This window comes from Sphingomonas sp. P2_B6 (assembly GCF_056404755.1).
The window spans coordinates 1-14,106 of record NZ_JBFUDK010000009.1; the positions used below are offsets into that span (position 1 = coordinate 1).

General features: G+C 66.5%; 11 protein-coding genes and 1 tRNA gene. 8 read left to right on the forward strand and 4 right to left on the reverse strand.

The genetic code is table 11. The features are described from left to right. On the forward strand, window positions 1–198 hold a 198-nt coding region (locus AC1DX5_RS13895; RefSeq protein ID WP_478016075.1), incomplete at its 5' end, for an IS3 family transposase. A 403-nt stretch (window positions 199–601) separates the two neighbouring features. Here AC1DX5_RS13895 and lepA read toward each other — a convergent pair. Further along, on the reverse strand, window positions 602–2,413 hold the full coding sequence (gene lepA / locus AC1DX5_RS13900) for a translation elongation factor 4 (RefSeq protein WP_478016077.1): 1,812 nt from the start codon (window positions 2,411–2,413) through the stop codon (window positions 602–604). 335 nt (window positions 2,414–2,748) lie between these two features. Here lepA and AC1DX5_RS13905 point away from each other — a divergent pair, with 335 nt between their 5' ends. From AC1DX5_RS13905 to AC1DX5_RS13915, 3 genes are all read left to right on the forward strand, one after another. Beyond that, the gene (locus AC1DX5_RS13905) at window positions 2,749–3,543 is read left to right on the forward strand and encodes a CsgG/HfaB family protein (RefSeq protein WP_465169741.1); all 795 of its coding nucleotides are present in this window, start codon (window positions 2,749–2,751) and stop codon (window positions 3,541–3,543) included. Between the two features lie 120 nt (window positions 3,544–3,663). After that, a complete protein-coding gene (locus AC1DX5_RS13910; RefSeq protein ID WP_478016079.1) occupies window positions 3,664–4,209 on the forward strand; it encodes a peroxiredoxin in 546 nt (181 codons plus the stop codon). 181 nt (window positions 4,210–4,390) lie between these two features. Further along, window positions 4,391–5,710: an FAD-dependent oxidoreductase gene (locus AC1DX5_RS13915; RefSeq protein ID WP_478016080.1), complete on the forward strand. Its 1,320-nt coding sequence runs from the start codon at window positions 4,391–4,393 to the stop codon at window positions 5,708–5,710. 50 nt (window positions 5,711–5,760) lie between these two features. On the opposite strand, the gene AC1DX5_RS13920 is transcribed toward AC1DX5_RS13915, so the two are convergent. The 3 genes from AC1DX5_RS13920 to AC1DX5_RS13930 form a co-directional block, all read right to left on the reverse strand. Beyond that, window positions 5,761–5,837, reverse strand: a tRNA-Pro gene (locus tag AC1DX5_RS13920). 98 nt (window positions 5,838–5,935) lie between these two features. Continuing rightward, complete coding sequence (locus AC1DX5_RS13925) at window positions 5,936–6,589, reverse strand: Rossmann-fold NAD(P)-binding domain-containing protein (RefSeq protein ID WP_465174154.1); 654 nt, start codon at window positions 6,587–6,589, stop codon at window positions 5,936–5,938. 30 nt (window positions 6,590–6,619) lie between these two features. Beyond that, on the reverse strand, window positions 6,620–7,285 hold the full coding sequence (locus tag AC1DX5_RS13930) for a transposase (protein WP_478016082.1): 666 nt from the start codon (window positions 7,283–7,285) through the stop codon (window positions 6,620–6,622). Between the two features lie 279 nt (window positions 7,286–7,564). Here AC1DX5_RS13930 and AC1DX5_RS13935 point away from each other — a divergent pair, with 279 nt between their 5' ends. From AC1DX5_RS13935 to AC1DX5_RS13950, 4 genes are all read left to right on the forward strand, one after another. Beyond that, the gene (locus tag AC1DX5_RS13935; protein ID WP_465169746.1) at window positions 7,565–7,717 is read left to right on the forward strand and encodes a hypothetical protein; all 153 of its coding nucleotides are present in this window, start codon (window positions 7,565–7,567) and stop codon (window positions 7,715–7,717) included. A gap of 224 nt (window positions 7,718–7,941) precedes the next feature. Further along, the gene (locus tag AC1DX5_RS13940) at window positions 7,942–8,409 is read left to right on the forward strand and encodes a helix-turn-helix domain-containing protein (protein WP_478016084.1); all 468 of its coding nucleotides are present in this window, start codon (window positions 7,942–7,944) and stop codon (window positions 8,407–8,409) included. Further along, the gene (locus AC1DX5_RS13945; protein ID WP_478016086.1) at window positions 8,396–10,003 is read left to right on the forward strand and encodes a terminase; all 1,608 of its coding nucleotides are present in this window, start codon (window positions 8,396–8,398) and stop codon (window positions 10,001–10,003) included. Before AC1DX5_RS13940 ends, AC1DX5_RS13945 begins: the two co-directional genes overlap by 14 nt. A gap of 547 nt (window positions 10,004–10,550) precedes the next feature. Next, window positions 10,551–14,042 (forward strand): autotransporter domain-containing protein, encoded by a 3,492-nt coding sequence (locus tag AC1DX5_RS13950; RefSeq protein ID WP_478016087.1) that lies wholly within the window; start codon window positions 10,551–10,553, stop codon window positions 14,040–14,042. The last annotated feature ends 64 nt before the right edge of the window (window positions 14,043–14,106 follow it).

A 14,106-nucleotide genomic window follows, 5' to 3' on the forward strand; every position in this document is an offset into this window, starting at 1 on the left:
AGCTTCATGAAGACGCTGAAGCAGGAGCAGGTAAACGGCGCAGACTACCGCGATCTCGCGCATGCCAGGGCCGAGATCGGCGCCTTCATCGAGCAGGTCTACAACCGTCAGCGCCTGCACTCCGCCTTGGCCTATCTGTCACCGGACGAGTATGAAGAAATGTCGCCAGGGGTGCTGCGCAGCAGCCCCTCGCCATGACAGCAACGCGCTGTCCCTAATTATCGTGTCTCAACACTGGGGTGCACTCCACCGCCCCACTGACTTATCAATTGAGTGGACTGTCACCGGAACTCTGCGAATTCGTCACGAACAGCGGAAAAAAATCGCTGAAAATCGACGCGTTTTTCCGCTGTTACGGTGTAACAGGGAAAACGGACATCAAGCCGCTGAATTCACACGCCTATTCCCGCCCGAAACTCCAACATAACAGCGGAAAAATAAAAGTCGGAAAACCGCCCGGGATAGCGGGTGGCGCCGCGGCAAAGCCGCGTCGTCGGACGATCCGGTCGAGGACAAGCTCGACCGGTCGCCGGCCGGCCTGGCGCTGATCCTCGCCCGGCTCGGCGATTGCTGGCGCAATCCCCTCCCCGGTCTCGGGCGCTCAGGCGTCGTCGCCCATCCTCAGCGCCGCGATAAACGCCTCCTGCGGAATGCTCACCGAGCCATATTCCCGCATCCGCTTCTTGCCCTCTTTCTGCTTGTCGAGCAGCTTGCGCTTGCGGCTGGCATCGCCGCCGTAACATTTCGCCGTCACGTCCTTGCGCAGCGCGGCGATCGTCTCGCGCGCGATCACCTTGCCGCCGATCGCGGCCTGGATCGGGATCTTGAACAGATGCCGCGGGATCAGGTCCTTCAGCCGCTCGCACATGCCGCGCCCGCGCGCCTCGGCGGTGCCGCGGTGCACGATCATGCTCAGCGCATCGACCGGCTCGTTGTTCACCAGGATGCTCATCTTGACGAGGTCGCCCTCGCGATAGCCGATCTGGTGATAGTCGAAGCTGGCATAGCCGCGGCTGATGCTCTTCAGCCGGTCGTAGAAATCGAACACCACTTCGTTGAGCGGCAGCTCATAGGTCGCCTGCGCGCGGCCGCCGACATAGGTCAGGTTCTTCTGGATGCCGCGCCGGTCCTGGCACAGCTTCAGGATGCTGCCGAGATATTCGTCGGGCACATAGATCACTGCCTCGATCCACGGCTCCGCGATGCTCGCGATGCGGCTCGGGTCTGGCATGTCCGCCGGGTTGTGCAGCTCGACATGCCCCGCGCCGTGCGCCAGCTCGATCTGATACACCACCGACGGCGCGGTGGTGATCAGGTCCAGGTCATATTCGCGGGTCAGCCGCTCTTGGATGATCTCGAGGTGCAGCAGCCCGAGGAACCCGCAGCGGAAGCCGAAGCCGAGCGCCGCGCTGGTCTCCATCTCGAAGCTGAAGCTCGCATCGTTCAGCCGCAGCTTGGAAATGCTCTCGCGCAGTTTCTCGAAGTCGTTGGCGTCGACCGGGAACAGCCCGCAGAACACCACCGGCTGGACTTCCTTGAAGCCGGGCAGCGGCTCGTCGGCCGGACGCTTGGCGTCGGTGATGGTGTCGCCGACCCGGGTCTGCGCCACTTCCTTGATCTGCGCGGTGATGAAGCCGATCTCGCCCACCGCCAGCTCGCTCAGCTGCTCGATCTTCGGCCGGAAACAGCCGACCCGGTCGACCAGATGCAGGGTGCCGGTCTGCATGAACTTGATCTGCTGGCCCTTTTTCAGGACGCCGGCCATCACGCGGATCAGGATGACGACGCCGAGATAGGGGTCGTACCAGCTGTCGATCAGCATCGCCTTCAGCGGCGCGTCGATATCGCCCCTGGGCGGCGGGATGCGCGTGACCACGGCCTCCAGCACGTCGGCGATGCCGATGCCCGCCTTGGCCGAGGTCAGCACGGCGTTGGACGCGTCCAGCCCGATCACTTCCTCGATCTCGGCCTTCACCTTGTCCGGGTCGGCCGCGGGCAGATCGATCTTGTTGATCACGGGCACGATCTCATGGTCGTGCTCGATCGACTGATAGACATTGGCGAGCGTCTGCGCCTCGACGCCCTGCGCGGCGTCCACCACCAGCAGCGCGCCTTCGCACGCGGCGAGACTCCGGCTCACCTCATAGGCGAAGTCGACATGGCCGGGCGTGTCCATCAGGTTGAGCTCGTAATCGAGCCCGTCCTTCGCCTTGTAGCGCAGGCGCACGGTCTGCGCCTTGATGGTGATGCCGCGCTCGCGCTCGATGTCCATATTGTCGAGCACCTGCTCGGACATCTCACGGTCGCTCAGCCCGCCGGTCGCCTGAATCAGGCGATCGGCCAGCGTCGACTTGCCATGGTCGATATGGGCGATGATCGAAAAGTTGCGGATTCGGGAAAGGTCGGTCGACATGATCGGACGCGCGTTAGCAGGCGCGGCGGCGTCTGCGAAGGGGGTCGCGTGCGCCCGCCCTTCGTCGCCCCCATCGCGCGCCCGTCGACTCTCCGTCGCACCTGCCTTCACCGCGCATCCGCCGGGCGGCTAGAGCCGTATGTGACGACGCCGGGCAGAGGCGCTTCGACGGTGATGGTTAAGGGGACGGCGATCGTCTCCCGCGCCCTGATCGGGTCCGAAGTGCCTAGCGCGGCTATCGGGGCGGTGCTAATATCGGCACCGTCACGGGGTCGCACCATCGTTGAACGCTCGCACCGGCAAGAACAGGGCGCGCGAAGACTTAGGGGATCACCATGCGAACTTTCCTGACAGGCGCGGCACTCTGCGCGCTCGCCGCCGCCAGTGCCTTCACCGCCACGCCCGCCCTCGCCAAGGACAAGGGCTCGTCGGCCTATCAGATGCAGAAGAATGGAGAGCTGAACATTCCGGTCTGCCGCAAGCGGATCGGCACCATCGCGATCGTCGAGCCCGACAGCCAGTGGTGGCGCGAATATAATCTCGGCAGCCCGGAGGCGATCATCAAGGTGTTCGTCCAGAAATCCGGCTGCTTCGGCCTGGTCAATCGCGGCCGCTCGATGGCCAGCCGCAACATGGAACGCGCCATGGCGGATTCGGGCGAGCTGCAGGACGGCTCGAACCTCGGCAAGGGCCAGGTCAAGGCAGCGGATTATTTCCTCCAGCCCGATATCGTCACCGCCAACAACCGCTCGGGCGGCGGCGGCGCGGGCGCGGCGCTGGGTGGCTTTCTCGGCCGTAGCGGCGGCCTGCTCGGCGGCCTCGGCGCGGTCGCCGGCGGCATCAACGTCAACAAGAAGGAAGCGGCGGTGACCCTGTCGGTGGTCAACGCCCGCACCACCGAGGAAGAGGCGCTGACCGAGGGCCATGCCCGCAAGTCCGATGTCAGCTTCGGCGGCGGCGGCGCGGTGTTCGGCGGCGGCGCGTTCGGCGGTGCCGGCGGCGGCGGTTATCAGGATACCGCGATCGGCCAGGTCATCGTGCTCGCCTATCTCGATGCCTATATCAAGCTCGTCGACCAGCTCGGCGGCCTTCCCGAAAACGCCGCGGACGCAGCGCCGCTGGCCAAGTAAAGCCCGAACCCTCGGGCCTGGAGCGGGCCGTCGCGTCCCTAGCGCGGCGGCCCCTTTTCCCGATGGTGCCATATCGTCGGGCGGGCTAGGATGCCGGTGACTCTCCAAGGGAAGACTCACATGAAGCACGCCCCGCTGTTCACCGCTGCCCTGCTCGCTACCCTCGCTCTCGCCGTCCCCGCCACCGCCGCGCTCCCCGTCGGGGCCAAGGCGCCCGATTTCACCACCCAGGCGGCGCTCGGCGGCAAGCAGTTCAACTTCGCGCTCAAGTCCGCGCTGCGCAAAGGCCCGGTCGTCCTCTATTTCTTCCCCGCCGCCTTCACCAAGGGCTGCACGATCGAGGCGCATGAGTTCGCCCTCGCCACCGCCGAGTTCCAGAAGAACGGCGCGACCCTGATCGGCCTCTCCGCCGATCCGATCGACAAGCTCGCCGATTTCTCCAAGGTCGAATGCCGCGACGCCTTCCCGGTCGGCGTGGCCAAGCCCGAAACCGTCAGCGGCTATGACGTGCACATCGCCAAGGGCAAGACGATGACCAACCGCACCTCCTATGTCATCGCGCCCGACGGCAAGATCATCTTCGTCCATTCGGAGATGAGCCCCGCCGGCCACGTCACCGGCACCATGGCCGCGGTCAAGGCCTGGCGCGCCAAGCGCCGCGGCTGACGCCATCCTTCTTCCGCACCGGTCGATTCAACCGAGCCCGTTGCTGATGCAATGGGGCGGCCCGGGTCGAACCGGTTGCGGGACAAGACCTTTTCTCACCCTCCCCGCCCCGGCGCGGCCCGTGGCGGCTTGTTCTGCCGCTCATGTCCGCTAGCATCGGGCAAAAGACAGGAGAGCGGGCTTGCGTCACATCGCGATCATCGGTTCCGGACCGGCCGGCTATTACACCGCGGAAGCCTGCCAGAAGATTTTCGGCGATCAGGTCCGCGTCGACATCATCGATCGCCTGCCCGTCCCCTACGGCCTGATCCGCACCGGCGTCGCGCCCGACCATCAGTCGATCAAGGGCGTCTCGCGCCGCTACGAGGCGGTCGCGCTCACCGATAATGTCCGCTTCGTCGGTAACGTCAGCGTCGGCCGCGACGTCACCATCGCCGAGTTGGGTGACCTCTACGACGCGGTGGTGCTGGCGACCGGCGCCCCCGCCGACAAGCCGCTCGGCGTGCCCGGCGACGATCTCCCCGGCGTGGTCGGCTCGGCCGCATTCGTCGGCTGGTACAATGGCCATCCCGATTTCGCCGGGCTCAACCCCTCGCTCCACGGCCCCGGCGCGGTGGTGGTCGGCGCGGGCAATGTCGCGCTCGACGTCGCGCGGATCCTCGCCAAGGCGGAGAGCGAGTTCGCCGGATCGGACATTGTCGGCCATGCGCTCGACCATCTCGGCACCGCGACTCACGATCGCATCACCATCCTCGCCCGGCGCGGGCCACACCAGATCGCGATGACCCCCAAGGAGCTGGGCGAGCTCGGCCATCTCGCCCGCGCCGTGCCGCATGTCGATCCGGCCGATCTCCCCCCGATCGAGGAGGATGGCGCGCTCGACCCCGGTCAGCGCAAGGCGGTCGCGCACCTGCGCGACTTTGCGACCCGCACTGACCGCGGGCAGATCGAGGTGGATTTCGATTTCTACGCCATGCCCGTCCGCGTCGAAGGCAGCAGTGAGAATGGGGGCAGGGCCGAGCGCGTCATCGTCGAGCGTACCGCGATCGACGCCGAAGGCCGCGCGCTGGGCACCGGCGAGACCTATGCCATCCCCGCCGGCCTGGTGGTGAGCTGCATCGGCTACCGCACCCCGCCGATCCACGGCGTGCCCTATGACGACAAGCTCGGCCGCTTCGCCAATCAGGACGGGCGCATCGGCCCGGGCCTCTACGCGGTCGGCTGGGCACGGCGCGGCCCGACCGGCACGATCGGCACCAACCGCCCCGATGGCTTCCTGATCGCCGAACACATCGCCGCGGACCTTACGGACGGCGCCGATAAGATGGGGGGCAAGGCCGGCCGCGCGGGGCTCGATTCGCTGCTCGCCAGTCGCAAGGTCGACGTCGTCACCTTCCGCGACTGGCAGAAGATCGAAGCCGCCGAAATCGCCCGCGCCCGCGACGGCGCCCCGCGCGAGAAATTCACCAGTATCGAGGACATGCTCGGCGCGAGAGGCTGATCGGGGAATTCATCTTCCCGCGAAAAGACCGCCGGGAAAGAAAGCTGCAATGGTCGGGGCGATAGGATTCGAACCTACGACCCCTGGACCCCGAGACCAGTGCGCTACCAGACTGCGCCACGCCCCGACACATTGCAGGGGGGTGCGCCTAGCGGGCCAGCGACCGGCGATCAAGCCAAAAAGATCGGCGGCCTGCTGCGCGCGCGCAGTCTTCCCGGCCGCTGGTCAACGCCGGCCTTCGGCTGCCAGCGCGATCTCCCGCGAACTGATCACGTGCCGGCCCGCTTTGCCCTGCAGCGCTGCCTCGACCAGCAGCGCCGCGACGGTCGAGGCCGGGCTGGTCCGCGCGCTTGCCGGCAGGATCGGCGCGGCCATATCCAGCAATCGCCCGATGGTCTTCTCCATCGGCCGGTGCTCGCTGCGCGCCCCGCCGAGGAAGCCCGGCCGCAGGATCGTCAGCGACGGGAAGCCGAGACGATCGATCGCTTCCTCGAGCTCGCCCTTGGTGCGCGGATAACGAAACCAGGAGCGCGCATTTGCCCCCATCGACGAGGTCAGCGCAAAGGCGGTCGCGCCGCCTTCACGGACCCGCATCGCGATGGCGAGCGCATAGTCGTAATCGATCGCGCGATAGGCCGCGGCCGATCCGGCATTCGCCCGCGTCGTGCCCAGCGCGGAAATCGCGCCGTCGACCGCCCACCACGCCGCGTCGAGCGGCAGGTTCCCGCTCGTCACGATCGGGTTCAGCAGTTTCGCATGCGGCGCCAGCGCCCGCCGCGTCGGCGCGACCACCTGAGTCACCCGCGCATCGTCCAGCAACAGCGCCAGCGCCGCCGTGCCGACCAACCCGGTAGCGCCCGCCACAAGAAGCCTCGTCATCCCCGCCCATCCTATTTCGGTGACAGTTTACTAATTAACGGCCTTTGGTTTCGGTCCCCGTCGTCGCGGCGCGAGGCTGCGGCCGGTTTGCCGCTCGACCGCCTCGATCCACGCCGCTCCCCCCAGGGGCCGGCCCGTCGTCTCCGACTGCCGCAGGGCGGCATAGGCCGCGGCATCCTCCCCATCCCCCAGAAAGGCCCGGAAGTCCCCCGTACGCTCGAGCAGCGGACGCACCTTGACCACGCCGTCGTCCCTGCCCGCCAGATGTGCGGCGACGCTCGACCAGCGCCAGTCCTCCGGCCTCTCGACCAGGCGCGCCCGGACCGGGTTCATCGCCACATACCGCGCGGCGCTGGCCAGATACGCGTCATCCATCGCCACCGAAGCGAACCGCCCCTGCCACAAATGCCCGGTCCAGCCCTGTCGCGCGTTGATGATGCTGGTGTAACGGCGATGAAGGTCGGCAAAGGTCCGGCGCAGTCCATCCGCGTCCGACGGCGTCAGGATCACATGGACATGGTTCGGCATCAGGCAATAGGCCCACACCTCCGCGCCGGCCTTGCCCGCCGCCTCGCCGAGCAGCGTGCGATAGAGCGCATAGTCGGCGTCCTCGAAGAAGGTCGGACCACGCCGATTGCCCCGCTGCGTGACATGGTGCGGAACTCCGGGGATCACGACTCTGGCCAGGCGCGCCATATCCTTGTCCGTAGCCGGAACTGGCTAATTAGTAAACTGTCACCGAAACTATGATGACGCCCTATTTCGGTGACAGTTTACTAATTAATGTCGAGTCGAGAATTCCAAATCGTCACCCTGGCCATCCCATTTTCGTCGATGCCCGGTCGCACACGACTCGCGTTCGATGCAGATTCGGAACAAAGCGTAGTTCCGCTGCGTTATGAGACGAGATGTGCAGGAAGTGGGATTAACCACTCTGAATCGAGGATTGACTGAGCGAAGGTTACGGAGACTGACATGAACGGTACCATTTACTTCCGCGCCGATCACGAACTTGTCGGCAGAGTCCTCGCAGAGAAGCTGCGCCGCCGGATGGAACGCAGCGGCGTGGGCGACAGCATCCGCATCGCCCGCCCGGCACGGCGCCCGCTGAGCACCGCCGCCGCCTGAGCCTCGCCGCTTGAGCGATGGATCGAGGCCGCGCGTCCGAAGCGGGAACCACCCTGCATTCAAATATCTTATTGAAATATAACGATTTAATCGTGCTACACGCCTGGTAATGCGGCGCAGGAGATATGACACAAGCTGGTGTCCCATATCTCCCGCAAAACCCTTTCCGGCACGCCATCGCCGCTTGATTCAAACTCCATGATCGCGCGGCTAAACCGCGCTGCATGACCGAAACCCGCCCCACGACATACAAGGCTGCCTATGCCCGGCGCGCCCGCGAGCAATATGCTCACGGCTTCACCGATCGCGAGCTCGCTGCCGAATTCGGCGTCTCGCGCAGCACCATCTTCCGCTGGCGCGCTGCCTATCCCGACTTCGCCGAGGCCACCGCGCTCGGCAAGGCGAAGGCGAACGAGCGCGTCGAGCGCGCGCTCTACGAACGCGCCATCGGCTATGAGGAGGAGGCCGTGCGCGTCTTCCTGCCTGCCGGCGACACGGCCCCGGTCATCTTCCGCTATGCCCGCGAAGTCCGGGCCGATATCCGCGCCGGGCTGCAATGGCTGCGTGTCCGCGATCCAAAGGCATGGGGCAGCCTCGGAGCAGGCGATAGCGACGCCGATGGCCTGGTCGAACGCCTGCACAAGGCGATGGCCCGCGTCGCCGACAGACAGGTGCCCTATGTCCCGGATTAAGCCGCCGCGCGCGATCACGCCCGTTTCCGCCCTGGAGAAACGGCACGTCCCGGGGGCGGTCGAAGCTCATGTCGCCGCATTCAGGCACGATCCCCTCGCCCATGCCCGCTTCGCTTATCCCTGGGGCGAAGGCCCGCTCGCCGGCGTCTCGGGCCCGCGCGCGTGGCAGCGCGAGGTGATGGAGACGATCGGCGCGCATTTGTCCGATCCTGCCACGCGGCACATGCCGTGCCGCATCGCCCGCGCCTCCGGCCATGGCATCGGCAAATCGGCGCTGATCGCGATGCTGATCAAATGGGGGCTCGACACCGGCATCGACACGCGCATCGTCGCCACCGCCAATACCGAGGTGCAGCTGCTGACCAAGACCGCGCCGGAGATCGTCAAATGGCACAATCTGTCGATCACGAAGGACTGGTTCAGCGCGACCGCGACCTCGCTCGTCTCCACCGTGGCGGGCCACGACAAGAGCTGGCGGTCCGATCTCGTCACCTGGAGCGTCGCCAATACCGAGGCGTTCGCCGGGCTGCACAATCAGGGCAAGCGCATCATCCTGATCTTCGACGAGGCATCGGGCATCGCGCCCAAGGTGTGGGAGGTGGCGCTGGGCGCGCTGACCGACGAGGGGACCGAGATCCTGTTCCTCGCCTTCGGCAACCCGACGCACAATACCGGCCCGTTTCGCGACTGTTTCGGGCGGCACCGGCATTTGTGGAACGGGCGGCAGATCGACAGCCGCAGCGTGGAGGGGGTGAACCGCGCCTATCTCGACGAGCTGGTCGCGACGTACGGCGAGGACAGCGACGTGGTGCGCGTGCGGGTGCGCGGGCAATTCCCCTCCAATTCCTCGATGCAGTTCATCGGGCATGACCTGGTCGCGGCGGCGCGGGCGCGCGAATTGTTCGGCGGCGTCACCTGGGATCCGGTGATCTTCGGGCTGGATTGCGCGCGCTTCGGCGACGATCATTCGACGCTCGCCATCCGTTGCGGGCGGGATGCGCGGACGCGGCCGTGGAAACGCTGGCAGGGAGTGGACGCGATGACCATGGCGGGCGACGTCGCGCTGCAGGTGCAGGGCTTCCACCCCGATGCGATCTTCGTCGATGCCGGCAATATCGGCGGCGCGGTGGTCGACCGGCTGCGCCAGCTCGGCGTGCCGAACGTGCATGAGGTGTGGTTCGGCGGCAAGGGGCGCGAGGCGATCTGGGCCGGCGAGATGCGGGTGCAATGCGCCAACAAGCGATCCGAGATGTGGACCAACATGCGCGGCTGGCTGTCCGGCGGGGCGATCCCCGACGAGGAGGCGCTGGCGGCGGACCTGACCGGGGTCGAATATGGCTATGCCGCGGACCAGGTGTCGATCCTGCTCGAGAAGAAGGAGCATATGAAGGCGCGCGGGCTGGGCTCCCCCGACGATGCCGACGCGCTGGCGCTGACCTTCGCCGAACCGGTGCTGCACCGCGATCCGAGCTGGCTCGACCCGTCGCGCTACGGCGTGACGGAGCAGCGGCGGAGCCGGGACGAGGAGGAGGATCTCTACCGCGACCTGGACGACGGCTACGATCTCTACCGCGAGCTGCGAGAGGCGGAGTGAGTCTGGCGGGACGTTTGACGATCCTCCCTTCTTTCCCTCTCCCCCTGTGGGAGAGGGTGGCCGAGCGAAGCGAGGTCGGGTGAGGGGGAGTGAGGTTCGGGGCCGCAACAACGAATGCCCCCCTCACCCTTCCCACTGCCTTCGGCAGCGGGCCCAGCGTCGGGTCGGTCATGCCCCCGGCATGACCTGAACAGCGCGGGGCGCTGTTCACCCGACGCTCCTCTCCCACAAGGGGAGAGGGAGAACGCGCCCCTCCCCGTGCCGGGGAGGATTGACACCCCCCCAAACGGTGGGGGCTGAACCCCTCTAGCGCCGCGACCTTCGGTTAGCGAAGCCCGCCGGATGATGCCGTCCTCGACTCATGACGTGCCACGCCGGCCTTGATGTGCATTGTTGCCGGCGCGCCACACTTCCGGGCGAATATGCGCCCTGCCGGCTTACATGGCCGTAACGGTCATATCCTCACTTGACCTTCGAAAACATGGGAATAGCTTTTGTTCATCTAAATGAAAGGTTTCGGACGCGTTCCGAAAACGGGGGATTATCAATGACTAAGACCGCTTCTCTCGCGTTATCCGCACGCTCGCGCGCGGTGCTGCTCGCTACGGCCGCCACGATGTCGATCGTCATTGCAGGCTCCGCCCAGGCGCAGAGCTCGAATGTCGAGCTTCCCACCAACAGCTATCTCAGCGCGCAGGATGGCGGCGCGGGCGCACCGACCAGCGCATTCCTGGAGGCGCAGGACAATCGCATCAGTGCGCCGGTCAGCGATTATCTGGAGCCGCAGATCGTGATCGCGAACCCGGGCACGCCGACCACTGCGCGCGACCCGAACAACGTCACCGGCGTCGGCCAGATGATCGTCGACACGCAGGACGGCTTTATCGGCCTGTGCACCGGCACGCTGATCAACCCGCGCACGGTGATCTTCGCCGCGCACTGCGTGAACGAAATGCCCGCCACCAGCTATGGCCAGAATTCGGGCGGGCGACCGATCGGCTTCGGTTTCGGCAACAACAACAATGTCGCGGGCGCCAGCGCATTCGGCGGCTGGCTGGGCAATTACGCGACCAACGTCTCGCGCTACATGTATGACGTCAACCAGGTCCGCTACAACCCGCTGTCGCTCGAGCCGGAGTCGGCCGGCTTCCTTTATGGCGACGTCGCGCTCGCCTCGCTCGATACGCCGGCCGAGGACATCCCGACCTGGGCGCTGCTCTTCTCCGCCCTGCCCGCCACCACGATCACCGCCGCCGGCACCGGCTATCATGTCGTGATCGACGGCTATGGCAATAACGGCACCGGCACCACCGGCTCGACCGGCGGCATCGATTACCGGCGGCGCATCGCCGAGAACACGCTCGGCGCCCTCGCCTCGCTCGACGAGTTCGAGACCTTCATCTTCGGCGAGCCGAACGGCCTTCACCAGAATCTCTACTGGATCGATTTCGACGATCCCCGTCGCGGCACCGCTCAGGCGAGCCCGTTCGATTTCAACGCGTGGCGCGACAATGCGCTGCCCAGCGAAGGCATCACCGCGAGCGGCGATTCGGGCGGTCCGCTGATCCTCGACAAGACCTTCGCCAAGCAGGTCGTGATCGGCGTGCTGTCCGGCGGCTATACCCGTTTCTTCAACGGCCAGGCGCCGAACGGCTATGGCACGGCCAGCTTCTACCAGCCGCTCTATCTCTATTGGGACTGGATCGCCGCCAACAACCCCTATCATTATGTCTCGGCCAAGGCCGGCGACGGCAAATGGTCGGACGCGGCGCACTGGGTGACTGAACTCGATCCCAATTACCAGATCATCGGCCCCAATGGCCAGCTGGTGAACGGCGTGCCGACCAGCCCCGGTGCCGGCACCGCCGAACAGCCCGGTTTCGGCCAGGCCTGTTTCGAGAGCGGCGGCGTGAGCGACTGTCTCGATATCGCGACAGGCACCGAAAAGGTGGTCGTGCGCCCGATCGGCCAGGACACGCCCGGCGTCGCGAGCGACGATCGCGGCACGGCGTCGGTCGCCGATCTGACCGGCAGCGCCGGGAGCCAGAGCGCCAGCGATTCCCAGACCAGCGCGGCGGTCGCCGTGGCGGCGCTGCCGTCCGCGACGCTCGCCAACGGCCTGCCCGGCGCGACCAATTTCGTGCCMAACAACAGCGACGGCGATCGTCTCAACAACATCCTGTCGCGCTATTTCGACGTGACCTTGTCGGCGGCTGGCACGACCACGCTCGATACCGCGGTGACGGTCGACCGCTTCACCATCCGCGGTGCGGCGGCGCTCAACATCACCTCGGCCGGCTCGCTGACCAGCCTGATGGACATCAACCAGTTTGCCGGCACGATCAATGTCGACGGCCTGTTGCGGACGCCGGGCGACTTCTTCATGATGACCGGCGGCCTCAGCGGCGCGGGCACCATCCGCAGCCCGTTCTTCACCAACGTGGCGGGCACGATCTCGCCGGGCACCTCGACCACCACCGGGACGCTCACCTTCGAAGGCAATATCATCCTGTCGTCGGGCAGCCTGGTGGCGATCAACCTCGGCGCGAACGGCGTATCGGACAAGATCGCGGTCAAGGCGACGACCTTCGGTACCGGCAACGTGCCGACCAACGGCATTGCCAGCCTGGGCGGCTTCGTCACCTTCGCCCCGGCCGCCGGCTATATCATCCGCGCCGGCGACAATTATACCTTCCTCACGGCGGATCGGCCGATCGAAGGGAGGTTCGCCACGCCGGCCGCGCTCAGCGCCATCCTGACGCCGCGCCTCACCTACCAGGCGCAGTCGGTGTCGGTGACGATCGATGCCGGGCTCTATGCCAATGTCGTCGGCAATACGCCGGTGCAGACGGCCTATGCGAAGCTGCTCGACCAGGACCGCGTGGTCTATAACGGGCTGCGCGACCTCTACGGAATCCTCGACCTGCAGAGCGCGGCGACCATCCGCTCCACGCTCGAAGGCCTGGCGCCGCGCGCCGCGACCACCCGCCAGGCACTGGCGACCGCGTCGGTCGACAATACCGGCCGCTTCTACCGCGATCGCCTCGCCGCGCTCGAGGTCGGCAATCTCGGCGGCTCGGTCGCGATGATCGGCAAGCCGTTCCAGATCGCGGCGCTCGCCTCGTCCGGCCTGCCCGGCACGCAGGAAAGCCGCACGGACGCGGGCGGCGGCATGGTCACGCAGGAAGGCAAGCTGCCCGAGACGATGAGCGCGTTCCTCGCGGGCGGCTATATCGACGGCGACAGCGAATCCATGCCGACCGCGGTTCCGGTCGCCCGCCGCGACCAGTTCAACGGCTGGTTCGTCGCCGCTGGTCTCGAGGCCGAGGTCGGCGAGCGCGGGCTGCTCGGCTTCTCCTTCGCCTATACCGATCTCGACTCCACGCCGTCCTTCGCCGGCCAGGAAGCGCGCAGCAAGCTGTTCCAGGGCACGCTGTACGGCAAGCTCAGGACTCCGGGCGGCCTGTTCGTCGACGGCACGTTCAGCGCGGGCGTGTTCGACTCGCACACCGTGCGCAACGTCAGCCTGGCCGGGACCAGCTATCGCCTGGTCGGTGACGATCAGTCGCTCTTCATGTCGGGCGAGGTCGGGGTCGGCGGTTCGGTGCCCGTCGCCAGCATGATCGCGTTGGATCCGCGGGTATCGATCCGCGGCACACGGATCATGTTCGACACCATCAACGAAACGGGCGGCGGCCCGGCGCTGGTCTACAAGCCGGGCACCCTGGACAGCGCCCAGGCCCGCGCCGGGTTCAACGCCCACAGCACCAGCGCGACGGTCAAGCCCTATGTGTCGGCCTATTGGGTGCATGATTTCGGCCGCCAGCCCGGCTTTGTCGGCGCCAACTTCGTCGGCGGGGTCGGCCCCAATGCGCTGTTCGCGGTGGCGACCTCGGACCGTGACTGGGGCGAAATCAGCGGCGGCCTGAGCATCGCGGCCGGCGACAAGCTCCGCCTCTCGGTCGGCGCCAACACCACGATCGGCCGCAAGGATGTCACCAACCAGAGCTATCACGGAACGGTCACCTTCTCCTTCTGATGGCCTGTTCCTGACCGGCAAAGGGGCCGCTTCCACATCCGGAAGCGGCCCCTTTCTTTTGTCC

Excerpts from the sequence above, each read along its gene's own strand:
- lepA (WP_478016077.1), bottom strand. The coding sequence starts at position 2,413 with ATGTCGACCGACCTTTCCCGAATCCGCAACTTTTCGATCATCGCCCAT.
- AC1DX5_RS13905 (WP_465169741.1), top strand. The coding sequence starts at position 2,749 with ATGCGAACTTTCCTGACAGGCGCGGCACTCTGCGCGCTCGCCGCCGCC.
- AC1DX5_RS13910 (WP_478016079.1), top strand. The coding sequence starts at position 3,664 with ATGAAGCACGCCCCGCTGTTCACCGCTGCCCTGCTCGCTACCCTCGCT.
- AC1DX5_RS13925 (WP_465174154.1), bottom strand. The coding sequence starts at position 6,589 with ATGACGAGGCTTCTTGTGGCGGGCGCTACCGGGTTGGTCGGCACGGCG.
- AC1DX5_RS13930 (WP_478016082.1), bottom strand. The coding sequence starts at position 7,285 with ATGGCGCGCCTGGCCAGAGTCGTGATCCCCGGAGTTCCGCACCATGTC.
- AC1DX5_RS13935 (WP_465169746.1), top strand. The coding sequence starts at position 7,565 with ATGAACGGTACCATTTACTTCCGCGCCGATCACGAACTTGTCGGCAGA.
- AC1DX5_RS13940 (WP_478016084.1), top strand. The coding sequence starts at position 7,942 with ATGACCGAAACCCGCCCCACGACATACAAGGCTGCCTATGCCCGGCGC.
- AC1DX5_RS13945 (WP_478016086.1), top strand. The coding sequence starts at position 8,396 with ATGTCCCGGATTAAGCCGCCGCGCGCGATCACGCCCGTTTCCGCCCTG.